Origin of the sequence: Mangrovimonas sp. ST2L15 (genome assembly GCF_001280515.1) — a bacterium.
GTDB classification, from domain to species: Bacteria; Bacteroidota; Bacteroidia; order Flavobacteriales; family Flavobacteriaceae; genus Mangrovimonas; species Mangrovimonas futianensis.
In genome coordinates, this window is sequence record NZ_LBIQ01000030.1 from 846,525 (window position 1) to 872,535 (window position 26,011).

Genomic DNA, 26,011 nt, shown 5'->3' on the forward strand with positions numbered 1-26,011 from the left:
TTTGTTACCTAATTGTTATTTGTAATCAAATGATATTAAATTATTTTGATTAATACTATCTTTACTTTTCAAACTAAACGAAACCTTTAAAAATGAAAAAAAAGGACATCAAAATCCTCCTTGTAGATGATGAGCCAGATATTTTGGAAATCATAGGTTATAACTTGACAAGTGAAGGTTATCAAGTAATTACAGCCGAGAATGGAGTTGAAGCTTTGAAAAAAGCTAAAAAGGAGAAGCCGCATCTAATTATCTTGGATGTTATGATGCCTGAAATGGATGGAATTGAGGCTTGTGAGCAAATCAGGAAAGTGCCAGACTTACAGGATACTATTGTTACTTTTTTAACAGCTAGAGGTGAAGATTATTCACAAGTTGCTGGTTTTGATGCGGGTGCTGATGATTACATTACCAAGCCGATTAAGCCAAAAGTTTTGGTAAGTAAGGTGAAGGCTTTGTTAAGACGAATTAAAGAAGATGAAACCCAAGAGTCTACAGTGAAAATTGGAAGCTTGGTAATCAATAGGGACGAGTATAAAATCACGCTTAAGAATGAAGAAATTATACTTCCTAGAAAAGAATTTGAATTACTATCTTTGTTGGCATCAAAGCCAGGTAAAGTTTTCAAGCGAGAGGAAATTTTGGATAAAGTTTGGGGTAATGAAGTTGTTGTTGGTGGGCGTACAATTGATGTACACATCAGAAAGCTTCGTGAAAAAATTGGAGACAAAAGTTTTAAAACCGTAAAAGGCGTTGGGTACAAGTTTGTCGATTGATGCAAAAACTCAAGAAAACATATAAATTTGCGATTAGAACATCGCTGTTTATCACCATAATACTAACACTCCTTTTGAGTGTTTTTTTATATGTAGTGGGTGCCTTAGGTTGGTTTGTGATTCCTTTTGCACTTCTTTCTTATTTGGTTTGTTTTGCAATTATTCAATACCGCGTGGAACGCTTCATATACAGAAGGGTTAAGAAAATTTATGATGATTTGACCCTTTTGGAATCTACGTCCTTGACTAAACAACCCATTACTACGGATATGGCTACTCTGACCAAGGAAATAGACAAATATGCCAAGGATAAAAAGTTGGAAATTGAAACTTTAAAGGTTAGGGAGGAATATCGAAAGGAGTTTCTAGGAAATGTTTCTCATGAGTTAAAGACCCCTTTATTTACTGTCCAGGGCTATATTTTAACCCTCCTCGATGGTGCCATGAAGGATAAAAAAATCCTTAAAAAGTATTTGTCAAGAGCCAACAAGGGGGTAGAAAGACTCATTTATATAGTAAAGGACCTTGATATGATTACCAAATTAGAGGCAGGTGATTTGCGACTTAATATGGAGGTATTTAACATTGTGGAGGTCATCCAAAGCGTTTTTGATATGCTGGAGATGAAGGCGGCCAAAAAAGAGATTACCTTAATGTTTGACTTGAATTATGATGAGCCGGTTTTGGTAAAAGCAGATAAAGAACGAATTCAACAGGTGGTGACCAACCTTATGGTGAACTCCATTAAATACGGAAGGGAAAAGGGTACTACAGAGGTGAGTATAGAGAACCTGATTAAAAATAAAATTATTATAAGGGTAACTGACAATGGAGAAGGTATTGGTGAAGAACATATCTCCAGAATATTTGAGCGATTCTACAGGGTTGATAAAAGCGGGTCAAGAAAAGAGGGAGGTTCTGGTCTTGGACTTTCAATAGTTAAGCACATCATTGAAGCGCATGAAGAGAAAATTTACATTGAAAGTGAGTTGGGGGTAGGGAGTGAATTTTCTTTTAGTTTAGAAAAGGCTGAATAGACTTTCAAAGTTTGTTTCTGTCTCAAAAGAGAGCCCTTTAAAATCCTTAACACGTTCTAGGTCTTTAATTTTGAATTGACTTTGTTTGCATGTAGGAACCAATCCTTGTTTTTGTAATTCTAGAGCTAAATATTCTTGTTCCGTTTGCCCAGGTGTGGGAATGAAAAATGCCTTTTTGCCTAGTTTAGCTAAATCCAATACAGTGGTATAACCAGACCTTGAAACTACTATGGCGCTTTGGTTCAAGGCAGTTTCCAATTCGTTACTGGTCATGAAATTGTAAATGGTAATATTTTCTTTTTTTTCAACCAATTGTTCTGGTTCGATGACGCCCCTCACAAAAAGGACTTTTGCATTGTAATTTGAAAGTTCGGTTAGTAGCTTATCTTGAAGCATTGTGCGTTGAGGTTCTGGACCAGAGAGAAGCACCATCAAGTCATAAATTATTTCCAAGTTTTGCCTGTTAAACCGACTAATAGGACCCAAATATTTAGTAGGAATAATGGGGTGGTCTAAATGCCCTAACTTGCCACTTAAATTCAATTTTCCTGCAGCATCTGGGACCCAGCATTCATCAAATTTTTTAATGACGTTATGATGAAATCTTGTGCTAAACCATGTGGTAGCACCACTTAAAACTTGTAATTGATGCGTGATAAATATGGAAGGAATGTTTTTATGCCTCACTCCAAATCGGTTATCTGAAATGATTCCAACAATATCATAAGTTTTAACCAATTCTTTGACTTTTTGAAGCTCTTCCTTTTGGGTCTTCAATATTCTTGGAGCATCTTTTAAAATCTTATATTTAAAAAATATCCCTTTTTTGGAATAGGTAATGTTATAGGAGGGTAATTCTTCGTGGATTAAGCTGGGGAATTCTTTTTTAAGTAATTCTAATGCGACTCCATCACTAGCAATTATTGGGTCAAACCCTTGGTCAATTAAAGCTTGAATTATCGGAATGCAACGTGTGGAATGACCTAAACCCCAATTAAGAGGGGCTACTAATATGCGTTTTCTCAATTTCATAAAAAAAGCAAATGTAAAGCGGCTATGTTTCCTTAATTTTGCCTAAACATTAAATTTATCCGTGGGAAGTAAAAATAAACTAAAAAGATTTAAGGAGAATGAATCTTTTGATAACGTTATCCAACCTAGTAGGGAGGAATTGGTGAATGGTGATTTTCAATTAAAAGGGCAATGGAATAAAACGTTTTTCAAAAACGACCAGCCTTTAGTTTTGGAATTGGGTTGTGGTAAAGGTGAATACTCTGTAGGTTTAGCAAAGAAATTTCCAGATAGAAATTTTATAGGGATCGATATTAAGGGGGCTAGATTTTGGAGAGGAGCTAAGACGGCTATTGAAGAAGGGATATCGAATGTCAGTTTTTTGAGGATTCAAATAGAATTGATTGAATATGCTTTTGCAGAGAATGAAGTTGACGAAATCTGGATTACTTTCCCAGATCCTCAAATCAAATACAAGCGCACGAAGCATAGAATGACCAATACCCATTTTTTAGAAAAATACAGGAAGGTTTTAAAACCTGATGGTGTTCTTAACTTAAAAACAGATTCTGAGTTTATGCACGGATATACGCTTGGGTTGCTTCATGGCGAAGGCCATGAAATTATTTATGCCAATCATGATGTATATAGACAGCAGGGAAGCCCTGAAGAAGTGACTGGAATCCAAACCTTCTACGAAAGTCAGTATTTGGAACAAAACAAACCAATTACGTATATTAGGTTTAAATTGAGATAGAATTGAATTTAACTTTTGTCTTTTTCCTGGGTTTTGTGGTAACTTTTTTAACCACAATGCCACCAGGACTACTTAATATGACTGCTGCTAAAATCAGCATGCGAGAAGGTCATGTTCGAAGTGTCATGTTTGCATTGGGGGCATGCTTGGTCATAGTATTTCAAGTGCTTCTGGCAACCATATTTGCTCGGTATTTAAGCAACCATCCAGATGTAGTCGATATTCTTCAAAGAGTCGCTTTGGTGATATTTATTTTGGTGAGTATTTACTTCTTTTTTATTGCGAATAAACATGAAAGACCCAAGGCAGATCTTGACAGTAGAAGTAAAACCAGTCGGTTTTTTCAGGGAATGTTTTTGTCGGTTATCAATGTGTTTCCCATTCCATTTCAGGCCTATGTAACCATTTCCTATTCTGATTTTGGTTGGTTGCATTTTGATAAGATAAGTATTTTGTCTTATGTCGCAGGATCGACTTCAGGAGCCTTTGTAGGGTTGTATATCTATTTGTTTTTCTTCGAAAAAATTAAGAGTAAAAAATTCAATAACCAACGAAATATGAACCGTATTATCGGAACTATTACGGCCATCATTTCTTTGATTACTTTAATCAGAATCATTCAAGAATTTTAATGAAACCAGAAACGCTTAATTTTTTTGAAAAGGTTTATGAAGTGACTAGGTTAATTCCTTTCGGTAGGGTAACCAGTTATGGCGCCATTGCATCCTATTTGGGAGCTCCAAGAAGTTCTAGGATGGTTGGTTATGCGATGAATGTGTCGGGTGAAAAGGATGTGCCTGCGCACAGAGTTGTCAATAGAGTAGGCTTGTTGACTGGAAAGCATCATTTTGATGGAACCAATCTCATGCAGCAACTATTGGAAACTGAAGGTGTTCAAGTTGTTGATAATCAGATCCAAGCTTTTGAAAAGGTGTTTTGGGATCCAACAAAGGAGTTGAAATAAAAACAAGCAATCACTCGGGTTAATCAAACCATAAATCATTTCAATAAAACCGCTTCCCTTTCTAAACATTTCGCAGTATATTTGGAGTTTAGAATTATTCTGAATAATAAGTTTGTAACTTACGTTACATGAGTTGTTTAGCTCAGCTAGTAACTTTACGTATTGATTAAAAAATGAAATTGAATAAACAAGATATTCTTGCAGCTTTAGAAACTATATCAGCCCCAGGAGAGGGTCAGAATTTGATAGAAAGTGGTGCCGTTGGTAATGTAGTGACCTTTGGAGATGAAGTCATAGTAGATGTAACTATTAAAAATCCAAGTCTTCAAGCAAAGAAAAAGACCGAGGTTGAAATCATGAAGGTTATCCATGAGAAAGTATATGAAAAGGCAAAAATAAAGGTGAATGTCAAAGTAGATGCCCCAGAAAAACCTAAGAACGAAATTAAAGGAAAGGCGATTCCCGGGATTCAGAACATCATTGCTGTGGCTTCTGGAAAGGGAGGGGTAGGAAAGTCTACAGTGACAGCCAATTTAGCCGCAACCCTGGCTAAAATGGGATTCCAAGTTGGAATTCTAGATGCAGATATTTATGGCCCATCCATTCCCATTATGTATGATGTAGAATTTGAAAAACCATTATCTGTGCAAGTAGATGGAAAGTCCAAAATGAAACCAATAGAGAGTTATGGGGTTAAAATTTTATCAATCGGCTTTTTTACAAAGCCTGATCAGGCTGTAATTTGGCGAGGGCCTATGGCTGCCAAAGCATTAAATCAAATGATTTTTGATGCGGCTTGGGGAACCCTAGATTTCTTATTGATCGATTTACCTCCGGGAACTGGAGATATTCATTTAAGTATTATGCAATCTTTGCCTATTACTGGAGCGGTAGTAGTAAGTACACCTCAACAAGTGGCCTTGGCAGATGCCAGAAAAGGAGTTGCAATGTTCCAACAGGAAAGTATCAATGTACCAGTATTGGGTATCATTGAGAATATGGCCTATTTCACTCCTGAAGAGCTTCCAGATAACAAATACTATATTTTTGGAAAGGAAGGAGCTAGGAATCTTTCAGAGAATCTAGAAGTGCCATTTTTAGGAGAAATTCCATTGGTGCAAAGCATTAGGGAAGCTGGTGATGTGGGAAGACCTGCAGCACTCCAAACGGCTACGCCATTAGAGCAATCCTTTGAGAAAATCACCCAAAATGTGGTGCAAGAAGTTGTTAAAAGAAACGACCAATTGCCGCCAACCGAAGCAATTAAAATTACAACTATGGCTGGTTGCTCAGCCGTTAAGAAATAAGTGATGACAACAGAAGAAATAAAATTGAATGTTGAAAAGGCTTTGGACGAGATTCGTCCATTTCTTCAGAGTGATGGAGGGAATATTTCCTTAATTTCTATTGAAGATGATAAGCTAGTTAAAGTGCAATTGGAAGGTGCATGTATTAATTGTAGTGTCAACCAAATGACGTTAAAATCAGGGGTTGAAATGACTATAAAAAAATATGTTCCTCAAATTGAACAAGTCATAAACATAGAGATTTAACCTAACGGAATTTCTAATGGTATTGGAACAAGTCTCTTCTAACGTTCCTTTACAACAAAAAACAAATTCATGATTAAAACAGATATTTTAATAATTGGCGCTGGACCAACAGGGCTATTTACAGTTTTTGAAGCAGGTTTGTTGAAATTAAAATGTCACCTAATAGATGCCTTACCACAAGCAGGGGGGCAATGCTCGGAAATATATCCTAAAAAACCTATTTATGATATTCCTGCCTATCCAGAAATTTTAGCAGGTGATCTTACTGAAAAACTTTTGGAGCAAGGGAAGCAATTTGAACCTGGTTTCACATTGGGGGAAAGAGCCGAAACCATTGAAAAATTAGAAGATGGCAGTTTTATAGTGACAACCAATAAAGGAACCAAACATCAGGCTCCTGTAGTTGCTATTGCTGGAGGTTTGGGGAGTTTTGAACCCAGGAAACCTTTAATTCATAACATTTCAGACTTTGAAGATAAAGGTGTGGAGTATATGATTAAAGATCCAGAAGTTTATAGAGACAAGCGCGTTGTTATAGCTGGTGGAGGAGATTCAGCATTGGACTGGAGTATTTTCCTAAGTGATGTAGCCAAGGAAGTCACTTTGATACATAGAAGAAATGAGTTCAGAGGGGCTTTGGATTCTGTTGAGAAAGTTCAAGATTTAAAAAACCAAGGTAAAATCAATTTGATTACGCCTGGTGAAGTGACTGGGATTTTAGGTGATCCTATGGATCATTTGAAAGGGGTGGTAGTATCTCAAGCAGATCATATTGAAAAGGAATTTGAAATTGAGTGTGACCATTTTATCCCATTGTTTGGGTTGTCCCCAAAATTAGGACCCATTGCAAATTGGGGGTTGGAGATTGAGAAGAATGCCATAGTGGTTAATAATGCTTTAGATTACCAAACCAATATTACTGGCATTTTTGCCATTGGAGATGTGAATACCTATCCAGGGAAATTAAAGCTCATTTTATGTGGTTTTCATGAAGCAACATTGATGTGTCAAGCTGCATACCAAATCATTAATCCTGGCAAGCGCTATGTTTTAAAATATACTACCGTTAGCGGTGTTGATGGTTTTGATGGAACGAGAAAAGAAGCCCCGAAAGCTGTAGTTAAAGCAATAAACTAATTCATGGAAGGACAAGATATAAAAATCACGATTATAGATAGAGATGGAGTAGCCCATGATGTGGATGCTCCTACAGATATGGCTATGAATTTAATGGAGGTGGTTCGCAGTTATGAATTGGCTCCAGAAGGAACTATTGGCGTTTGTGGTGGTATGGCCATGTGTGCCTCTTGCCAATGTTATGTTTTAAGTGATACCGAACTTCCGGAGATACAGGATGACGAAGAAGCTATGTTAAGTGAAGCCTTTTACGTCAAAGATAACAGTCGCTTGGGTTGTCAAATTCATATTACGCCAGAATTGGATGGTTTAAAAGTAGAATTGGCTCCTGAAAGCTAATTATTCCTCTCTTATGGAATTTTTTCTATAGCCAAAGGCATCAACCTATCCACAAACTGGGAATATGCTTCTCCTGACGGATGCAATCCATCAGAAGCTACCAAACTGGGATTTTCAAGTCCTAGCCTTGTTATATCGGTAATATATAGGAAGTTGACATTGTTGGTTTCTGCAATCGATTGGGCAAAGTCATTGTACTGATCAATCTGTTGTGAAATCAATTCAAAGTCTGGATTGTTCTCACCATATGGAGTGTATGCATAGTCAGGGATAGAAATAACAATGACCCTATTGGGGTCTCCACCTGCAAAACCTTTAGCTAAATCTAATAGTTCTGGGAATTCTTCTTCATAAATGCTAAACGGCTTATGTTGGTATTGATTATTAACCCCTATTAAAAGAGTGACTAAATCATAATCATTAGAAGGGTTTTGAGCGCTAATAGCACCTAGTAAATTGGTGGTGGTCCAACCCGTTTGGGCAATTACTTCTTTGTTATAATCACCACTAATTTCAGAATTTTCTAAACGACTAATAAGTTGTGCTGGAAAGTTACAGGTTCCACATACACTTTGTCCCACCGTGTAACTATCTCCAAGAAACAAGAGTTTATATTCTGGGGTCGTATTCGAATCATCCTCAGAAGTAGTTTCTTCAGAATAATCAACAGGACTATTCGAATTATTGGAAGAATTATTACCGGAAGAGCATCCGAATAGTAAAACGATAAAAATTAAAAAATGAGCTTTCATTGCGAACATATATTTCTACAATTTACGAAAAGAAAGCTCATTCAGTTTTATTATTTGAAAGCATTAAGCCCTGTGATATCCAAACCAGTAATAAGCAGGTGAATATCATGGGTGCCTTCATAAGTAATCACACTTTCCAAATTCATGGAATGACGCATGATGGAATATTCTCCTGTGATTCCCATACCGCCTAACATTTGACGTGCTTCTCTGGCAATATTTATGGCCATATCAACATTATTTCTTTTTGCCATGGATATTTGTGCTGAAGTGGCTTTCCCTTCATTTCTTAAAACGCCAAGTCTCCAAGTTAATAATTGAGCCTTGGTAATTTCAGTAATCATTTCGGCCAATTTCTTTTGTTGCAGCTGAAATTGCCCAATTGGTTTTCCGAATTGTGTTCTTTCTTTGCTATATCTTAAAGCGGTATCATAACAGTCCATGGCAGCTCCTATAGCTCCCCATGCAATTCCATATCTGGCAGAATCTAAACATCCAAGTGGCGCTCCCAATCCAGATTTTTTAGGCAATAAATTTTCTTTAGGAACCTTAACATTGTCAAAGATCAACTCTCCGGTAGCCGAAGCTCGTAAAGACCATTTGTTATGGGTTTCCGGGGTAGAAAAACCTTCCATGCCACGTTCTACAATCAATCCGTGGATACGGCCTTCTTCATCCTTTGCCCAAACAACTGCGATATCCGCAAAGGGGGCGTTACTAATCCACATTTTGGCTCCATTCAATAAGTAATAATCGCCCATATCTTTGAAATTGGTCACCATGCCTCCTGGATTACTTCCATGATCTGGCTCAGTCAATCCAAAACAGCCCATCATTTCTCCAGAGGCTAGCTTTGGAAGGTATTTTTGGCACTGTTCCTCTGAACCGTATTTCCAAATAGGATACATCACCAAACTTGATTGTACAGAAGCTGTACTTCTTACTCCGGAGTCGCCTCGTTCTATTTCCTGCATAATCAATCCGTAGGAAATTTGATCTAGACCTGCACCGCCGTATTCCACAGGAATGTAAGGCCCAAAGGCTCCTATTTCAGCCAAACCATTAATGATTTGATTTGGGAATTCTGCTTTTTGAGCATATTCTTCTATAATGGGAGATACGTTGCGCTTTACCCATTCCCGGGCAGCATCACGTACTAATTTATGTTCTTCTGAAAGTAACTCGTCTAATTGATAGTAATCTGGAGCTTCAAATAAGTCTGGTTTCATGAGTTGTTTTTAGTTTGTCACAAAATTAACGAAATCGTTTTCAAAGGCATAATAAATTGCCTGGTTTTGACGTAAATTACTGGTATAATTTTTTATTTGGTTTGCTACCCATTTCAAAGGTTAAAACACCTCCTTGCATAATTTGGCTATGTTTTATAATAGGTTGAGACAGTTCTTTTCCATTCCAAAGAACGCTTTGAACATATTTGTTTTTCTCTGAAAGTTTTTTCGATTCCACTCGGAAGGTCTTACCATTTTCCAAGTGAAGTACCGCATCCTTTACCAGCGGACTCCCTAAAGCGTAGTCCTCAGTGCCAGGAGCAACAGGGTAGAAACCAAGACTGCTAAAAATATACCAGGCGCTCATTTGACCAAAATCATCATTACCACCTAGGCCATCTACGGTTGGTTTATACATGGTTCTTAAGATCATTTTGATTTTATCATGGGACTTCCAAGGATCTTTTGTCCAATTGTACAAATAGACCACATGATGTGAAGGTTCGTTGCCATGAACATAATTCCCGATAATGCCATCTCTAGAAATGTCCTCGGTTTTCTCAAAGTACTTGTCTGGTAAATCCATTGAGAACAATGAATCTAGTTTTTGGGAGAATTGTTCTTTTCCACCCATCATAGTTACCATGTTTTCGGGATCATGAGGGACATACAGACTATAATTCCAAGAGTTTCCTTCAATAAAACCTTGGCCATGGGTATCTAAGGGGTCAAACTCCTTTTTAAAGGTGCCGTTGGACAATTTAGGTCGCATAAACCCAGTTTTGGAATCAAATACGTTTTGATAGTTTTTGGAACGATTTATAAATTCTGAATATATAGTCTGTTCTCCTAAAGTTTTGGCGGCTTGCGCAATCGCCCAATCATCATAAGCATATTCTAGAGTCTTGGATACAGATGCTCCATTTTTGTCTTCTGGAACAAATCCTTGTTTGATGTAATAATCCAAACCGTCAAAATAGAGGACATTGGCTGTAGCAACACATGCTTGCAGCGCTTGATTGGTGTCAAAGTTAGAGTTTCCTTTGACAATGGCATCGGCAATCACCGAAGCGCTGTGATATCCAATCATACACCAGTTCTCATTGGCATAGTGCGACCAAATGGGAAGCATGTGATGGACACTTTGTTCTTGATGTGCCATCATGGATTGTATCATATCTCCATTTCTTTTGGGTTGGATCAAATTGAAAAAAGGATGAAGTGCTCGGTAAGTGTCCCAAAGTGAAAAGCTCGTATAATTTGTGAAGCCGTTAGCTTTATGGGTGTTCATGTCCAGTCCCTTATAGTTTCCATCTACATCCATGTAAACGGTTGGCCCTAAAAAGGCATGATACATAGCCGTATAAAAATTGGTTTTGTCACTATCATTTAATGAAGTGATTTCTATTTTTTGAAGTTCCTTTTCCCAATTACCCTGAACCTTCTTTTTGGTGCCTTCAAAATCCCAATTTGGAATTTCAGTTTGCATGTTTTTTATAGCACCTTCTGTACTTACTGGTGAAAGGGCTACTTTGATTTGAATGGATTCTTGATCTTGAGTGTCAAAATCGAAATAGGCTTTTATTTGTTTTCCTGCTATTTCTGGAAACTGATGCATCTGGTCAAACTTTCTCCAAAAGCCTTGATAGGTGCTTTTCTCCAGTTTCTGATAGCCATAATTTTTAAAAGGTTTGCTAAAAGCCATAGCAAAATATACCGTTCGGGTTCTCGCCCATCCATTGGTTTGTCGATATCCCGTAATAAGGGTATCGTTTTCAACTCGAAGGAACGTCCAAACATTTTTATCGTCATAATTATAGATGCCCGAAGTCAGGTCAAGGATGATGTGTGCATCTTCCGACTTTGGGAAAGTATATTGATGCATGCCCGTTCTGGTGGTTGCTGTTAGTTCTGCTTTTATGTTGTAATCTTCCAGTAGGACACTGTAGTAACCAGGTTGTGCAATTTCGGTGTCATGGGAGAAAACAGACCGATAACCATTCTCAGGGTGCTCCTCTGTTCCTGAATTTAGTTGAAGTTTTCCAGTAGTAGGCATAATGAGAAGATCACCTAAATCAGAATGGCCGGTGCCACTAAAATGCGTATGGCTAAAACCAACAATTGTTGTATCCTCATATTGATAACCCGCGCAATATTTATAAACGTCAGGATTGTATCTGCCATTGACAGCAAAGGGGATGGTGTCGGTGTCTGGACTTAATTGAACGCTACCAAAAGGTGATGACGCGCCAGGATAGGTATGCCCCATTTTGGCTGTTCCAATCATTGGGTTTGCAAATTGTATGAGTTTGTTTTGCTGAGAAAATATGTTAAACGGGAGAAATAGTAGTGTAGTTATACAAATACTATATAATGAGAGTTTATTCATAATTATTTTTGATTTGATAATGAATATGGAACGTCATTTGGTGTTGTGCCTCTTTCTTTATTAGGTTGAGGTCCCATTTTAATTTCAATAGTGGCGCCTTTCATCAGTTCTGAATGTGATAACCAATTTTTAGTGTATGGCTTACCATTAAATGTCATGCTTTGAATGTATCGATTTTCAGAGTTGTTTTCTTTGGCTTCTATAGTTATGGTGTTGCCATTTTCGAGACTAATCTCAGCTTTTTTAAATAGAGGAGCGCCTAAAATATATTGGTCTGTAGCTGGACAAACTGGGTAAAATCCAAGGGAAGAAAACACATACCATGCTGATGTTTGTCCATTGTCCTCATCACCACAATAACCATCTGGGGTAGGAAGATAGAGCCTGTTCATGGTTTCTCTTATCCAATATTGAGCTTTCCAAGGTGTTCCAGCGTAATTATAGAGGTAAATCATATGCTGTATGGGTTGGTTTCCATGGGCATATTGCCCCATGTTAGCAATTTGCATTTCCCTTATTTCATGGATGGTTCCACCGTAATAGGAATCATCAAAAATGGGTTTCATGGTAAAGACGCTATCCAGTTTTTGGACAAATTTCTCTTTGCCTCCCATGAGCCCAATTAAACCTTCAATATCATGAAAAACAGACCAAGTGTAGTGCCAGCTGTTACCTTCAGTAAAAGCATCTCCCCATTTAAAAGGATTAAAGGGAGCCATAAATTGGCCATTTTTATTTTTCCCTCGCATCAAGCCCGTTTTAGGATCATACAGATTTTTGTAGTTAAGACTTCTCTTTTTGTAAACTTCAATTTCTTCCTTGGGCTTATTGAGTGCCTTGGCAAGTTGGTAAATGGCAAAATCGTCATAAGCATATTCTAAGGTCCTTGCGGCATTTTCATTTATGCCGATATCATATGGAACATATCCTTGCGATTTGTATGCTTCTGCTCCCGCTCTTCCAACGGCTTCCATAGGTCCCTCATTATTGGCGCCATGAATTACTGCTTCATATAAGGTTTCAATGTCATAGGGAAATTGCTCTTTGTTTTTGAGATAGGCATCAGCTACTACCGAAGCTGAATTGTTTCCAACCATAATATTTCTTAGACCCGGACTAGCCCATTCTGGTAACCATCCACTTTCTTTATAGGCGTTGGCCAATCCCTCCTGCATGTGTACATTGAGTTGTGGATACATAAAATTGAGGAATGGAAATAGAGACCGGAAGGTGTCCCAAAAGCCGGTGTCCGTGAACATATACCCTGGAAGAATTTCACCATTGTAAGGACTATAATGAACTATGTTTCCTGTCGCATCCATTTCGTAGAACTTTCTCGGGAATAGTAAGGTGCGATAGAGACAAGAGTAAAATGTTTTGGTTTGTTCAACCGTGCCTCCCGTAACTTTAATTCGGTTCAACTCTTTATTCCAAATGGCTTTGCCCTTTTCCTTTAAAGCATCAAAATTGTTTGGTCCAATCTCCTTCAGATTTTGGAAGGCCTGTTCCTTACTGATAAACGAGGAAGCTATCTTGGCATGAACCTGTTCTCCTTTCTCGGTTTTAAACCCAATGACAGCGCCAACATGGTCATCTGTATTTTCCAAAGTATTCATGAGTGTTTCACCAGAAAAGGTCTGGTTGAAGGTGAAAGGTTTGTCAAATTCAATCACAAAATAATTTTTAAAATTCTCTGGGACACCACCGCTATTCTTGGTGGTATATCCGGTGATTCTTTTGTGATCTGGATCTATTTTTATGTAAGAACCTTTGTCAAAGGCATCAATAACAACAAATGAGCTATCTGTTTTTGGAAATGTAAAACGAAACATGACAGCTCTCTCTGTAGGAGTAAATTCTGTAGTCACATCATGATCTGCCAAATAAACTTGATAGTAATATGGTGTTGCTTTTTCTGCTTTATGTGAGAACCAGCTGGCTCGTTCGTTTTCCGTGAATCGCAAACTTCCGGTAATAGGCATGATAGAAAATTGCCCATAATCATTCATCCAGGGAGAGGGTTGGTGTGTTTGCTTAAAGCCTCTTATTTTGTCGGCATCATAGGTGTAGGCCCAACCATGGCCCATTGGTCCGGTTTGGGGCGTCCAAAAATTCATTCCCCAGGGTAAGGCGATAACGGGATAAGTATTACCATTAGAAAGACTCGGTTTGGAATCTGTTCCCATTAAAGGGTTCACATATTCTACAGGACTATTGATTTGGTTAACAAGTGCCTCCTGTGAATGGGATATCCAGCTAAAAAGGATAAGGAGAACAAAAAGGGTTTGTTTCATAATAGGAAGAAGAAATCTTTAAAGCCTTAAATATACCTATTATATATGTCTTAAGCTCTCGCTACATTTTTAAATAAAAATCTTTTACCAATTCCTTGTAGGCATCTGTATATTGATGTCTTTCAGATTCTATGATTAATTCTGAAATTTTAGGATCCTTTTGTTCAAAGCTAAATGCTAGTAGGCTTCGTTTGATTTCTGCTATGCCTGTTCCTTTGACTCGCATAATTTCAAGAGGAAACAATCCAAATTGACTGGCCAATTGGATAAAAGTGGTTTCTTCCTTGTTAGGAATGACCACATTAAAAATTCCGTTCTCTGAAAGAATGAGAGAGGTGCCTTCTATCAAATCCTCAAAAGGTAAGGATGAGGACATTCTTGCTTGATCTCTTTTTGAATTTCCAGAAGAAACTTCTTCGGTATAAAAAGGGGGGTTGGACACAATGATGTCATAGGTTTCTTCTTCCTCAAACATTTCGGCAACAAATTCTGTGAATTCGGCATGATAACAAAATAAGCGGTCGTCCCAAGGAGAGTTTTCAAAATTATCTACAGATTGCTCGTAGGCATCCGGATCAATTTCTAGGGCATCAATAGCTGGTGCGTCGCTTCTTTGGGCAAGCATAAGTGAAATGACTCCCGTTCCCGCTCCAATGTCTAGGATGTTGCGGGGATGGTTGTCAATTTTAGACCAGGCTCCAAGTAGAACGCCATCGGTTCCTATTTTCATGGCGCAGTGTTCTTGGTTGACGGAAAACTGTTTGAATTGGAAGGGTTTCATGATAGGTAAAGGTCAATTAAACCCTCGGGAGTTTCAACAAAAATAGTTCTATTTTCTTTATCTATTTTAGTGATAAATTCATCATTCATCGGAATTAAAATCTCGGTTCCGTCTCGGTCTATTTCAAAAAGAGCTTGAGCCGTCGAATCATTTACACCTTTAATAACGCCAACTTTTCCAAAGTTAATATCCTCGATATCAAAACCAATAATTTCATGGTAGTAGAATTTATCATCTTCCAGTTTTGGCAGAAAAGCTAATGGCAGGTAAAGATCATGTTTTAAGAGAGAGTCGGCATCGGCTTCGTTTTCAACATCCTCAAATTTGATTCTCAATAATTCCGATTTGTGGAATTGGGAGGACTCAATAAAGAAGGGAATCAGCTGGCCTCTTAATTCGATAAAAACAGAATCTAAATTTTCATAGAGTTCTGGTTCATCGGTATCCAATTTGGCGAGTAATTCACCTTTGAAACTGTATTTTTTTACAATTTTACCTAAGTAGAAACATTCTTCCTTTTTCATAGTCTTGGCAATAAAAAACCCCGACAAAACTTGTCGGGGTTAAAAGTATAAAAAATAAATTTTTTATTCCTCTTCGTTAGAAGCTTCAGCTTCTACTTCAGGAGCTTCTTCTGCTACTTCTTCTTCAGGAGTATTAGCAGCGATTCTAGCAGCATTTACTGCTTTTTCAGCTTCTAAGGCAGCAGCCTTGGCATCAGCATCAGCTTGGGCTAAACCATCAGCTTTTGCTTGTACTTTGTTTGCTTTCTCATCTAACCAAGCAGTGAACTTTTGTTCAGCTTGCTCTTCAGTTAAAGCTCCTTTTTTAACACCTCCAGCTAAGTGGTTTTTCAATAAAGCACCTTTGTAAGATAAAATAGCTCTCGCTGTATCTGTAGGTTGCGCTCCATTTTGTAACCATTTTACAGCACCATCAACGTCAAGGTCAATTGTTGCAGGGTTAGTGTTTGGATTGTAAGCACCAATTTTTTCAAGGTATTTACCATCTCTTTTAGCACGCGAATCAGCGGCTACGATCCAGTAAAAAGGTTTCCCCTTTTTACCATGTCTTTGTAATCTAATTTTTACAGGCATAATAATTAAATTTTGAGGTTCGCGACCTCGGTTATTAATGAGGGTGCAAATATACCACAATTTTTTAATTTTCAACTTTTTATTTCTCTGCGATATGAATTAATTATTTTATTCTATTTTTGGGCATATTTGTACCCTTACTATTAAAATCGACTATGAAAAAAATTTATGTATTACTGTTGGCGGTCCTTTCTTTGGTAGGCTGTCAAGATGAAGTAGAATTCAATTCGCCTGCTGTTCAAGGAAGATTTAATGGAGACTATTGGAAAGCTGTTTCCATGACTGGAGATTATGATGAAGCTGGTCGTGTGGTGATTACTGCAAGAAGTAGATATGAAACCTTAACCATTAGAGTGAATGCCCCAAGCCAAGGACAAACTTACCAATTAGGGGGTGAGTCTGGTACAAACTCTCGTATGGCGGCATTAGAGTTATCTGATGGAGACTTATATTCAACCAACTATTTAAACGATGGTGAGAACTTTATGTATCCTCCAGATGGGGAAGTGACCATTACAAGATGGAATCCAGATTTACGTGAAATTTCTGGGGAATTTTGGTTTAATGCTTACAATGAAACTGGAGATGAAACAGTTAATTTCAGTGAAGGGGTGTTTTTTGATATAGTTATGCCTTATGTAGGTGGAGGAGATGATATTATGTCTTGTGATGAGGCAGTTTCTTCGGCAGCTACTGCGCTTCAGGCTTATCAAGCAGCAAGTCCAACAGATGCTAATTATGTTGTAGTATGTAACAATTATAAGGAAGCTTTAATGGACCAGCAAGTTGCTTGTGGTGATGCAACTGGAGTTTTGCAAGGAATTATAGATGGGTTGAATTGTGAGGCTTCTGACCAAGATGGAGATGGTATCGTAGATGTTGATGAGGATACCAATGGTGATGGTGATTTGACAAATGATGATACAGATGGAGACGGTACTCCAGATTATTTGGATACAGATGATGATGGGGACTCCATTTTAACCATGTATGAAATAGAAGATGCTTTAGGTGATCCTTTAGATTCTGATTCGGATGGTATTTTGGATTATTTGGATAATGATGATGACAATGATACGATATTGACTATCGATGAAAATCCAGATCCAAACGGCGATGGAAACCCAGATGATGCTCAAGATGTAGACAGTGATGGTATTCCAGATTATTTGGATGCCAACTAGTATATCTTAAAATACTTTAACAGAAACGCAGCTTTAGGGCTGCGTTTTTTGTTAATTAAACATAACAAATTGGTAAAGTTGTTAAACTAGTTGCTTTCATAGCAATTACATGGTACCTTGATTTAGAGATGTTGAACAATGCGCATCTTTAAATAAGGTCATTGAAAAACTTAAAAATCTAAATATCATGGAATTTGCAAAAGATATGTCGAACAAGTTGAACGAGTTACTTGAAAAGAATTATGATGCCGAGAAAGGTTATTTAAATGCCATGGAACAAGTGGATAATGATCGTTTAAAAATGTTTTTTAAACGTCGAGCATCTGAAAGAAGCATGTTTGCTAAGGAGTTAAGGACTGAAATTCTTCAATACGGAGAGACGCCAGAAAAATCCGGTACGTTTCAAGGGGCATTGCATAGAAATTGGATGAATTTGAAAAATACGTTTTCTCAGAATAGTGAGGAGGCTGTTTTGGAAGAAGCTATCAGAGGAGAGGAAGCCAGTCTTGAAGAATATAATGCCATTTTAAAGGACAGGAACTTACCGCCAAGTATAGATTCCTTGCTAAATAAACATAAGAATGCCATTCAATCGGCCATCAATACCGAAAAGGTGCATGAAGAAAGTATTTCTTAATTTATTAAAATAAAATAAAAAAAAGCGTCGCTGTTTATGCGGCGTTTTTTTGTTTAAAACTATTGAAAAGTTCTTTGATTTTTTCCGATAAAACTCTTTATTTTTAATCACTTTTCTTATTCCAAATTTAAGAGTCACTTTAAAAAAATCAATTGTTGTATGTACCTCATTTTTGATACAGAAACCACAGGTTTACCAAGAAGTTTTCAAGCGCCAATAAGCGATACGGATAATTGGCCTAGGGCCATCCAGATAGCTTGGCAGCTTCATGATGCTATGGGGAATGTTATAGAACATGAAGATTTTTTGATTCAACCAGAAGGATTTAATATTCCTTATGATGCGGAAAAAGTCCACGGAATTTCAACGGCATTGGCTGAAAAACAAGGTGTGCCTTTGACTGAAGTTTTACATAAATTTCATGCCGTATTGCAGAAAGCCAAATTTGTGGTTGGGCAGAATGTGGAGTTTGATGTCAAGGTGATGGGATGTGAATTTTTTCGTGAGGATTTTGAAAATCAATTACAGGAACTACCTATTTTAGATACCTGTACTGAGAAAACGGCAGAGCTGTGTCAAATCCCTGGAGGACGTGGTGGGAGATTTAAACTGCCTACATTGACGGAGCTTCATGAGTTTTTATTCAACGAGCCCTTTGCTGAGGCCCACAACGCCACTGCCGACGTTGAGGCTACAACAAGATGTTTCTTTGAGTTAGTAAGAAGAGAGGAATTTGACAAAAAAGAATTGGATGTAGAATCTGATTATTTTGAGAATTTTTCACAAGCTAACCCTAGGGAAATTCAACTCATAGGTTTAAAGCACATCAATTTAAAAAAGGAGAGTGCCAAAATCTATGAGCGATTAAAAAAGCAGGAAGATTCGATATCGTCGGCTGAAATCAAACAAAACATTCAGGAGCTGGCCGATGTTGATTTTGTGCATTTGCATAACCACTCACAATTCTCCATTTTACAATCGACGATTAGCATTCCAGATTTGGTGGCCTCTGCCGCCAAACATAATATGCCTGCTGTAGCCTTGACAGATCATGCTAATATGATGGGAGCCTTTCATTTTGTGAAGGAAATTGGGAATTACAATCGATCAATAAAGGATAAAATTGAAGCCGCAGAAGAAAATGGAGAGAAAGTTGATGTTAAGCCTATTAAGGGAATTGTAGGATGTGAATTCTTTGTTTGTGAAGATCATACCAATAAAAATGTCAAGGACAATGGATACCAAATTGTTCTTTTGGCAAAAAATAAAAGGGGCTATCACAATTTGGCAAAACTTTCTTCTATAGCATATACAGAGGGGTTTTATTATGTGCCCAGAATCGATAAAAACTTAATAGAAAAGTACAAAGAAGATGTTATTGTGCTTACAGGAAACTTATATGGAGAGGTGCCTAGTAAGGTGCTTAATGTAGGTGAAAAGCAAGCTGAAGAGGCTTTGGTATGGTGGAAAGAAACCTTTGGTGACGACTTGTATATTGAGTTAATGCGTCACAATCAAGAGGATGAAAATAGGGTAAACAAAGTTTTGGTTGAGTTTGCTCAAAAACATGAGGTGAAACTGGTGGCTTCAAATAATACCTATTATGCAGAACAGGAGGATGCCAATGCCCATGATATTTTATTGTGTGTTAAGGACGGTGAGAAACAGGCTACACCTATAGGACGTGGACGAGGATTCCGTTATGGCTTACCTAATCAGGAGTATTACTTTAAATCTTCTGATGAAATGAAAGAGCTCTTTAAAGATTTGCCTGAGGCAATTACCAATATTCAAGAAATTGTAGATAAAATTGAGCCTTTTGAATTGGCTCGGGACGTCTTGCTTCCGAAGTTTAATATTCCTGAGGAGTTTCAAGTAGATGAAGATCAGGTTGATGGAGGAAAACGAGGTGAGAATAAATTCTTAAGGCATCTTACTTATGAGGGAGCTAAAAGGCGTTATGAAGAGATTACCGAATCCATCAAAGAACGACTTGACTTTGAATTGTCCGTTATTGAGAATACGGGATACCCTGGTTATTTCTTGATTGTTGAGGACTTTATTCGTGAGGCCAGAAATATGGGGGTTTCGGTGGGTCCGGGACGTGGTTCTGCTGCAGGTTCGGCTGTGGCTTATTGTCTTGGGATTACCAATATTGATCCTATCAAGTACGACTTACTTTTTGAGAGATTCTTGAATCCAGACCGTGTAAGTATGCCCGATATTGATATTGACTTTGATGATGAAGGTCGGGGACGTGTTATGGATTATGTAATCAATAAATATGGGGCGAACCAGGTGGCACAGATTATTACTTATGGTACCATGGCTGCCAAATCATCTATTCGAGATACAGCGAGGGTTTTGGATTTGCCATTATTTGATGCCGATAGAATTGCCAAGTTGATTCCGAATACCAAATTGGCCAAGATATTTGGTATGGATGAAAAGACCTTGAAAAGCAAATTTCGTTCAGAAGAGGTGGAAAACATCAATCAGTTATTGAATATTGCTGACGGAAGTGATTTGGAGGCTGAAACTGTCAACCAAGCAAGGGTTTTGGAAGGGTCTGTAAGAAATACTGGTATCCATGCCTGTGGCGTGATTATTACCCCTGATGATATTACCAACTTTGTTCCGGTTTCTACAGCTAAAGATTCTGATTTATACGTTACCCAATTTGATAACTCGGTAGTAGAAAGTGCTGGGTTGTTAAAAATGGACTTCTTGGGTTTGAAGACCCTTACATTGATAAAGGACACGGTCAAAATCGTCAAAGCCAAACATGGTATTGAATTGGACCCAGAGAATTTTCCTCTGGACGATCAAAAGACCTATGAGTTGTTCCAACGTGGTGAAACAGTTGGGGTGTTCCAATACGAATCTCCTGGGATGCAAAAACACATGCAGTCCTTAAAGCCTACCGTGTTTGATGACCTTATTGCAATGAATGCCTTGTACCGTCCGGGGCCAATGGAATACATTCCAGACTTTATTGCGCGTAAACATGGAGACCAGGAAATTGTTTACGATTTACCAGCAATGGAGGAATATCTAAAGGAAACCTATGGGATTACGGTATATCAAGAGCAGGTAATGTTACTCTCGCAAAAATTGGCCAACTTCTCCAAGGGTGATGCCGATATGCTCCGTAAGGCGATGGGTAAAAAGATATTTGCTTTATTGGAGAAACTGAAGCCTCAGTTTTTGGATGGCGGAGAGGCTAACGGACATCCGAGGGAGGCGCTGGAGAAAATTTGGAAGGATTGGGAAGCTTTTGCCAGTTATGCATTTAACAAATCGCACTCTACTTGTTATGCTTGGATTGCTTATCAAACAGCCTATTTAAAAGCTCATTACCCAGCCGAATATATGGCGGCGGTACTTTCAAATAACATGAATGACATCAAGCAGGTGACCTTTTTCATGGAAGAGTGTAAGCGTATGAAATTAAACGTGTTGGGGCCTGATGTAAATGAATCGTTCTATAAGTTTTCTGTAAACAAAGATAACGCAGTTAGGTTTGGAATGGGAGCTATTAAGGGTGTAGGTCATGGTGCTGTTAAGACCATTGTGGAGAATAGAAAGGAGAATGGGCCATATAAATCCATCTTTGATTTGGCAAAACGTATAGACTTAAGAGCAGCCAATAAGCGTGCATTCGAGAACTTGGCCTATGCTGGGGGGTTTGATTGTTTTGACGATACGCATAGAGCCCAATACTTTAAAGACGAAGGTGATGGCATTACCTTTTTGGAAAAGGCTATGAAGTATGGAGCCAAACATCAAGAGAACGAAAATTCTGCACAGGTAAGTTTGTTTGGGGATGCTAGTGAAGTGCAAATTGAGGAGCCTAAAGTGCCGCCTTGTGAAGAGTGGGGTACTATGGAAAAGTTGGCGCAAGAAAAGGAGGTAGTGGGTATTTATATTTCTGGACATCCATTGGATGATTTCAAAATAGAGATGAAAACCTTTTGTAATGCTGTGGTGTCCAATTTTAAAAACTTAGAGCCTTTTGTTAATCGGGAAATGGTTTTTGGAGGCGTGGTTACCGATATCCAACACCGTACCAGCAAACAAGGAAAAGGATGGGCCTTGTTTATCATTGAGGATTATGATGATAGTTTTGAGTTTCGGATTTTTGGTGAAGAATATCTAAAATTCAGGCACTTTTTGGTTAAAAATTCCTTTGTGTTTGTTAAAGCCTTTGTAAGAGAAGGTTGGGTCAACAAGAATACAGGTGTTAAAGGTGAGCCTCGATTGCAATTCAATAGTTTTCAATTGTTGCATGATGTCATGGATACCTATGCCAGAAAATTATCTGTACAATTGAATATTTTGGACTTAAAGGATGATCGTATTAAAACCTTACAGAATTTGTTTAAAGAGCATGAAGGTGACAAGGCGTTGACTTTTATCATTTATGATAATGAGGACCAATTAAAATTAACGATGCCAAGTAGAAGACAGAAGGTGAAAATTTCCCAAGAATTGTTAAATCAGTTGACGGAACAAGAGTTATTTTATAAATTGAATTGATTTGTCAAATAACCAACTATGGATAATTCCTATTTTTCAAGTTTTTGGAAAATAAAGACCTTTTTTAAAACCATTGCAAATAACATTGCCTTTATTCCCGGAGTCTTGGGAGTTGCCGGATTTCTGTTAGGTGTTCTTGCAGGTCTTTCCGAAAAATGGGGTATTACTCCCTATTTAATCGAAAAGGCCCCTTTTTTAATAATCAATAATTACGAAACAGCGGCAACACTGTTGAGTTATTTGTCAGCTGGAATAATTTCCATCATGGTGTTTAGTTTTTCCATGGTGATGTTATTGCTTAATCAGGCTTCCAGTAATTTTTCCCCACGCGTTTTGCCAGGATTGATTTCTGTACGAAAGCATCAGTATATTTTAGGTCTTTATTTAGGAACGTTACTTTATAATACCTTTGTAATGGTGGGTATTGAGCCAACAAAAGATCAATACCAATTGCCAGGGTTTTCTATTCTTGTTGGGATTATCTTAACCATCATCTGTCTGTTTTTTTTCATTTATTTTATTGATTCGATTTCTAAATCCATACAGGTTGAAAGTATATTGGACAGTATTTTCAATAAAGCTAGTAAGCGGCTTCAGTTTATCATTGACAACCAAAAGGATGCTGTTTCTTTTCCGGATTCGGAAAACTGGACATCATATTCCGCAAAGACGTTTGGGTACTTTAGAGGATTAAATAGGGAAGGACTTTTGGATATCTGTGAAAAGGAAAATTTTAAACTTGAGTTGTTGCAATATCAAGGTTTTTTTGTCGGAGAAGGAATGCCGCTTTTTAAATCGAGTAAGCCCTTATCTGATGACGAATTAAATAGTGTCTTTGATTTTATTCTTCTTAATAGATCCACTGAAAATGTCAGCGAGAATTATGTGTTGGGATTTAAACAAATTGCTGAGATTGGAGTAAGAGCTATGTCACCAGGAGTTAATGATCCCGGAACAGCAGTGAATACCATAGATTATTTAACCGAACTTTTTGCATTAAAATTACTGGAGGCTGATTGTGATTTTATCTGTAAAGAGGAAGGTAATCCCTGTGTGAAATTAAGAACCTTGTCTTTTTCAGATTTGTTGTCTCAAATCATGATGAGTTATAGGACTTACTGTAAGCAAGACATGACATGTAGTCAAAAATTGGTTGTGATGATGGCTACACTGGTTGCAAATCCAAACACAACTAAAATCCATAAGGACGCCATAAAAGAAGAATTGAATAAATTGATGTATGATGTGGAGGGCCATATAAAAAACGCACAAGATCTGGATCTTTTAAAACAGTTGGCGAATAAGGTATCCTTTGACTAAATATTAGTTTTTTAAAAGATTACCGCATAATCTGCAACAATGTCGGCATAAAAAAAACAAATTGTCAGGCTGTAAGGTTTGGCAGAATTTTTGACTAAGTTTGCATTATTAATAGATGAGTTAAGTAGAACATATTAAATTATATATTATGGCATTAGAAATCACAGATGCAACGTTTGAAGAAACGGTATTAAAAAGCGACAAACCAGTAATGGTTGACTTCTGGGCTGCATGGTGCGGACCTTGTAGAATGGTAGCTCCTATCATAGATGAATTAAGTAAGGAATATGAAGGAAAAGCAGTAATTGGAAAAGTAGATGTTGATGCCAATCAAGAGTTTGCTGCAAAATACGGTGTGAGAAACATTCCAACCGTATTGGTATTCCAAAACGGTGAAGTAGTAGGACGTCAGGTTGGTGTAGCTCCTAAAGGAACCTACAGTGAAGCTATCGATTCGCTTTTGTAAGATAAAAACATAAAGTATTGATAAAAGGTTTGCAGTTACTGCAAACCTTTTTTTATTTTTAGGTAAAATTATTTCATATGAGCAAAACAACTAAGGTCCAAGACCTATTAGACCATAAATTACTAGAGGAACGCAAAGTGTTTCTTTGGGGACAAGTGGACGATGATTCGGCCAAACATGTCATTGATAGATTACTATATTTGGATGCTTTGGAAACCAAAGACATCCATCTCTATATCAACAGTCCGGGAGGCTATGTAACTTCGGGTTTTGCTATGTACGATTGCATTCAATCTTTGAAAAGTGATGTGTCTACAATTTGTACAGGATTGGCAGCTTCAATGGGATCTATTCTTTTGTCTGTGGGGACAAAGGGTAAACGATTTATCCAACCGCATGCCAAAGTGATGATCCATCAACCAAGTGGAGGGGCTAGAGGACCAGCCAGTGATATTGAAATCACGGCACAAGAAATTCTAAAAACGAAAGAATTAAGTGCAAAGATTTTGGCCGATAACTGTGGACAGGATTATGAAAAGGTCTTAAAGGATTTTAATAGAGACCATTGGATGGATGCTGAAGAATCGGTGGCATACGGAATTGTGGATGCTGTAATTTAATCACGTGGATTTAACCAAGGAGCTTAATAAAACAAGTGGATTTACCAATTTAGAACTGTTGGCAAAACAGGTGGTGGAAGGGTTTATTGCGGGGATGCATAAAAGTCCGTTTCATGGTTTTTCAGCAGAATTTGCAGAGCATAAAATTTATAACAGTGGTGAGAGTACCAAACATATTGATTGGAAGCTCTATGCCAAAACGGATAAATTGTACACCAAGCGATATGACGAGGAAACCAATTTGCGGTGTCATTTGATTATTGATAATAGCAGTTCCATGCATTATCCAAACATGAGTTCCTTCTCCATTGATAGGCTTAATAAAATAGGCTTTTCTGCTTTGGCCGCTGCGAGTCTAATGCACATTTTAAAAAAGCAGAGAGATGCTGTAGGATTGAGTATCTATAGTGATGCCTACGATTATTACGCGCCGGAAAAGGGAAGTGATAGACACCATCATATGTTGTTGCATCAATTGACTCAAATGGTGTTAAACAAGCCAGAGAATAAGCAAACGGAAACTTTCACCTATCTACATCAGATTGCTGAAAAAATCCATAGGAGGTCCTTGATTTTCTTCTTTACAGATATGTTCCAAACCGAAACAGATCAGACTAAATTATTTGAAGCCTTAAGGCATTTGAAGTATAATAAGCACGAAGTCGTGTTGTTTCATGTTTTTGACAAGGAAAAGGAATTGGATTTTGATTTTGACAACGCACCCAGACGATTTGTAGATGTTGAGACGGGAGAACATATCAATTTATATGCGGAGAATATTCAGGAAAGCTATCAAAAAGCTGTGAAAGAGTACTTTCAGGCCGTTAAATTAAAGTGTGGGCAATACCAGATAAAGTACGTTGAGGCCAATATAAATGACGCCTTTGACCACATCTTGACGACCTACATGGTAGAGCGGCAAAAATTTATTTAAAAAAAGCAGAAAAAATATTTGACTTTTTAAAAAAGCCACGTATATTTGCATCCGCATTAAAGCAACGGTCTGGTAGTTCAGTTGGTTAGAATATCTGCCTGTCACGCAGGGGGTCGCGGGTTCGAGTCCCGTCCAGACCGCAACAATGCACAAAGCTCCAAGAAATTGGGGCTTTTTTTGTGTTTATAGGTTACT

Annotated in this window: 24 protein-coding genes and 1 tRNA gene; 17 read left to right on the plus strand and 8 right to left on the minus strand. The window is 37.8% G+C overall.

Features of this window, described 5'->3' with window-relative positions:
• The first annotated feature begins 92 nt into the window (after nucleotides 1–92).
• Together ZA07_RS07605 and ZA07_RS07610 are read left to right on the plus strand one after the other, a co-directional pair.
• Nucleotides 93–776, plus strand: a complete 684-nt coding sequence (locus tag ZA07_RS07605) for a response regulator transcription factor (RefSeq protein WP_053971110.1) — start codon at nucleotides 93–95, stop codon at nucleotides 774–776.
• The gene (locus ZA07_RS07610) at nucleotides 776–1,813 is read left to right on the plus strand and encodes a cell wall metabolism sensor histidine kinase WalK (RefSeq protein WP_053971111.1); all 1,038 of its coding nucleotides are present in this window, start codon (nucleotides 776–778) and stop codon (nucleotides 1,811–1,813) included. The genes ZA07_RS07605 and ZA07_RS07610 overlap by 1 nt, the downstream gene beginning before the upstream one ends.
• On the opposite strand, the gene ZA07_RS07615 is transcribed toward ZA07_RS07610, so the two are convergent.
• Nucleotides 1,796–2,845 carry a glycosyltransferase gene (locus tag ZA07_RS07615; protein ID WP_053971112.1) on the minus strand — a complete coding sequence of 350 codons (1,050 nt, stop codon included), beginning with the start codon at nucleotides 2,843–2,845 and terminating at the stop codon, nucleotides 1,796–1,798. The two genes, ZA07_RS07610 and ZA07_RS07615, sit on opposite strands and share 18 nt — an antisense overlap.
• Before the next feature lie 61 nt (nucleotides 2,846–2,906).
• Here ZA07_RS07615 and trmB point away from each other — a divergent pair, with 61 nt between their 5' ends.
• The 7 genes from trmB to ZA07_RS07650 all read left to right on the plus strand — a co-directional run bounded on the left by trmB (nucleotide 2,907) and on the right by ZA07_RS07650 (nucleotide 7,574).
• Nucleotides 2,907–3,581, plus strand: a complete 675-nt coding sequence (trmB, locus tag ZA07_RS07620; protein WP_053971113.1) for a tRNA (guanosine(46)-N7)-methyltransferase TrmB — start codon at nucleotides 2,907–2,909, stop codon at nucleotides 3,579–3,581.
• A 56-nt stretch (nucleotides 3,582–3,637) separates the two neighbouring features.
• Nucleotides 3,638–4,213 carry a LysE family transporter gene (locus tag ZA07_RS07625; RefSeq protein ID WP_157492088.1) on the plus strand — a complete coding sequence of 192 codons (576 nt, stop codon included), beginning with the start codon at nucleotides 3,638–3,640 and terminating at the stop codon, nucleotides 4,211–4,213.
• On the plus strand, nucleotides 4,213–4,545 hold the full coding sequence (locus ZA07_RS07630; protein WP_053971115.1) for an MGMT family protein: 333 nt from the start codon (nucleotides 4,213–4,215) through the stop codon (nucleotides 4,543–4,545). Before ZA07_RS07625 ends, ZA07_RS07630 begins: the two co-directional genes overlap by 1 nt.
• A gap of 173 nt (nucleotides 4,546–4,718) precedes the next feature.
• Nucleotides 4,719–5,852 carry an Mrp/NBP35 family ATP-binding protein gene (locus ZA07_RS07635; RefSeq protein ID WP_053971116.1) on the plus strand — a complete coding sequence of 378 codons (1,134 nt, stop codon included), beginning with the start codon at nucleotides 4,719–4,721 and terminating at the stop codon, nucleotides 5,850–5,852.
• A gap of 3 nt (nucleotides 5,853–5,855) precedes the next feature.
• On the plus strand, nucleotides 5,856–6,098 hold the full coding sequence (locus tag ZA07_RS07640; protein WP_053971117.1) for a NifU family protein: 243 nt from the start codon (nucleotides 5,856–5,858) through the stop codon (nucleotides 6,096–6,098).
• 69 nt (nucleotides 6,099–6,167) lie between these two features.
• Nucleotides 6,168–7,235: an NAD(P)/FAD-dependent oxidoreductase gene (locus tag ZA07_RS07645; protein ID WP_053971118.1), complete on the plus strand. Its 1,068-nt coding sequence runs from the start codon at nucleotides 6,168–6,170 to the stop codon at nucleotides 7,233–7,235.
• Between the two features lie 3 nt (nucleotides 7,236–7,238).
• Nucleotides 7,239–7,574, plus strand: a complete 336-nt coding sequence (locus ZA07_RS07650) for a 2Fe-2S iron-sulfur cluster-binding protein (protein WP_053971119.1) — start codon at nucleotides 7,239–7,241, stop codon at nucleotides 7,572–7,574.
• Between the two features lie 11 nt (nucleotides 7,575–7,585).
• Here ZA07_RS07650 and ZA07_RS07655 read toward each other — a convergent pair whose 3' ends face one another.
• The 7 genes from ZA07_RS07655 to ZA07_RS07685 all read right to left on the minus strand — a co-directional run bounded on the left by ZA07_RS07655 (nucleotide 7,586) and on the right by ZA07_RS07685 (nucleotide 16,116).
• Complete coding sequence (locus ZA07_RS07655) at nucleotides 7,586–8,326, minus strand: SGNH/GDSL hydrolase family protein (protein WP_053971120.1); 741 nt, start codon at nucleotides 8,324–8,326, stop codon at nucleotides 7,586–7,588.
• Nucleotides 8,327–8,376: 50 nt separating this feature from the next.
• Nucleotides 8,377–9,555 (minus strand): acyl-CoA dehydrogenase family protein, encoded by a 1,179-nt coding sequence (locus ZA07_RS07660; protein ID WP_053971121.1) that lies wholly within the window; start codon nucleotides 9,553–9,555, stop codon nucleotides 8,377–8,379.
• 76 nt (nucleotides 9,556–9,631) lie between these two features.
• A complete protein-coding gene (locus ZA07_RS07665) occupies nucleotides 9,632–11,944 on the minus strand; it encodes a GH92 family glycosyl hydrolase (protein WP_053971122.1) in 2,313 nt (770 codons plus the stop codon).
• Between the two features lie 2 nt (nucleotides 11,945–11,946).
• Complete coding sequence (locus ZA07_RS07670) at nucleotides 11,947–14,238, minus strand: GH92 family glycosyl hydrolase (RefSeq protein ID WP_053971123.1); 2,292 nt, start codon at nucleotides 14,236–14,238, stop codon at nucleotides 11,947–11,949.
• 61 nt (nucleotides 14,239–14,299) lie between these two features.
• Entirely contained in the window at nucleotides 14,300–15,019 is a 720-nt protein-coding gene (locus ZA07_RS07675) for a tRNA1(Val) (adenine(37)-N6)-methyltransferase (RefSeq protein WP_053971124.1), read from the minus strand.
• Entirely contained in the window at nucleotides 15,016–15,543 is a 528-nt protein-coding gene (gene rimM, locus ZA07_RS07680; RefSeq protein WP_053971125.1) for a ribosome maturation factor RimM, read from the minus strand. The genes ZA07_RS07675 and rimM overlap by 4 nt, the downstream gene beginning before the upstream one ends.
• Nucleotides 15,544–15,606: 63 nt before the next feature.
• Nucleotides 15,607–16,116, minus strand: coding sequence for a 30S ribosomal protein S16 (locus ZA07_RS07685; protein ID WP_053971126.1), 510 nt, complete (start codon nucleotides 16,114–16,116; stop codon nucleotides 15,607–15,609).
• A gap of 155 nt (nucleotides 16,117–16,271) precedes the next feature.
• Between ZA07_RS07685 and ZA07_RS07690 the strand changes: the two genes are divergently transcribed.
• The 8 genes from ZA07_RS07690 to ZA07_RS07725 all read left to right on the plus strand — a co-directional run bounded on the left by ZA07_RS07690 (nucleotide 16,272) and on the right by ZA07_RS07725 (nucleotide 25,956).
• Nucleotides 16,272–17,300, plus strand: coding sequence for a DUF6252 family protein (locus tag ZA07_RS07690; protein ID WP_053971127.1), 1,029 nt, complete (start codon nucleotides 16,272–16,274; stop codon nucleotides 17,298–17,300).
• Between the two features lie 187 nt (nucleotides 17,301–17,487).
• Nucleotides 17,488–17,937 (plus strand): PA2169 family four-helix-bundle protein, encoded by a 450-nt coding sequence (locus ZA07_RS07695; RefSeq protein ID WP_053971128.1) that lies wholly within the window; start codon nucleotides 17,488–17,490, stop codon nucleotides 17,935–17,937.
• Between the two features lie 159 nt (nucleotides 17,938–18,096).
• On the plus strand, nucleotides 18,097–22,476 hold the full coding sequence (gene dnaE / locus ZA07_RS07700) for a DNA polymerase III subunit alpha (RefSeq protein WP_053971129.1): 4,380 nt from the start codon (nucleotides 18,097–18,099) through the stop codon (nucleotides 22,474–22,476).
• An 18-nt stretch (nucleotides 22,477–22,494) separates the two neighbouring features.
• Nucleotides 22,495–23,796 carry a DUF2254 domain-containing protein gene (locus ZA07_RS07705; protein WP_053971130.1) on the plus strand — a complete coding sequence of 434 codons (1,302 nt, stop codon included), beginning with the start codon at nucleotides 22,495–22,497 and terminating at the stop codon, nucleotides 23,794–23,796.
• Nucleotides 23,797–23,944: 148 nt separating this feature from the next.
• Nucleotides 23,945–24,262 (plus strand): thioredoxin, encoded by a 318-nt coding sequence (gene trxA, locus ZA07_RS07710; RefSeq protein WP_053971131.1) that lies wholly within the window; start codon nucleotides 23,945–23,947, stop codon nucleotides 24,260–24,262.
• Nucleotides 24,263–24,339: 77 nt separating this feature from the next.
• Nucleotides 24,340–24,882 (plus strand): ClpP family protease, encoded by a 543-nt coding sequence (locus ZA07_RS07715; protein ID WP_053971132.1) that lies wholly within the window; start codon nucleotides 24,340–24,342, stop codon nucleotides 24,880–24,882.
• A 4-nt stretch (nucleotides 24,883–24,886) separates the two neighbouring features.
• The gene (locus ZA07_RS07720; RefSeq protein WP_053971133.1) at nucleotides 24,887–25,816 is read left to right on the plus strand and encodes a DUF58 domain-containing protein; all 930 of its coding nucleotides are present in this window, start codon (nucleotides 24,887–24,889) and stop codon (nucleotides 25,814–25,816) included.
• A gap of 66 nt (nucleotides 25,817–25,882) precedes the next feature.
• A tRNA-Asp gene (locus tag ZA07_RS07725) sits at nucleotides 25,883–25,956 on the plus strand.
• Nucleotides 25,957–26,011 lie beyond the last annotated feature (55 nt).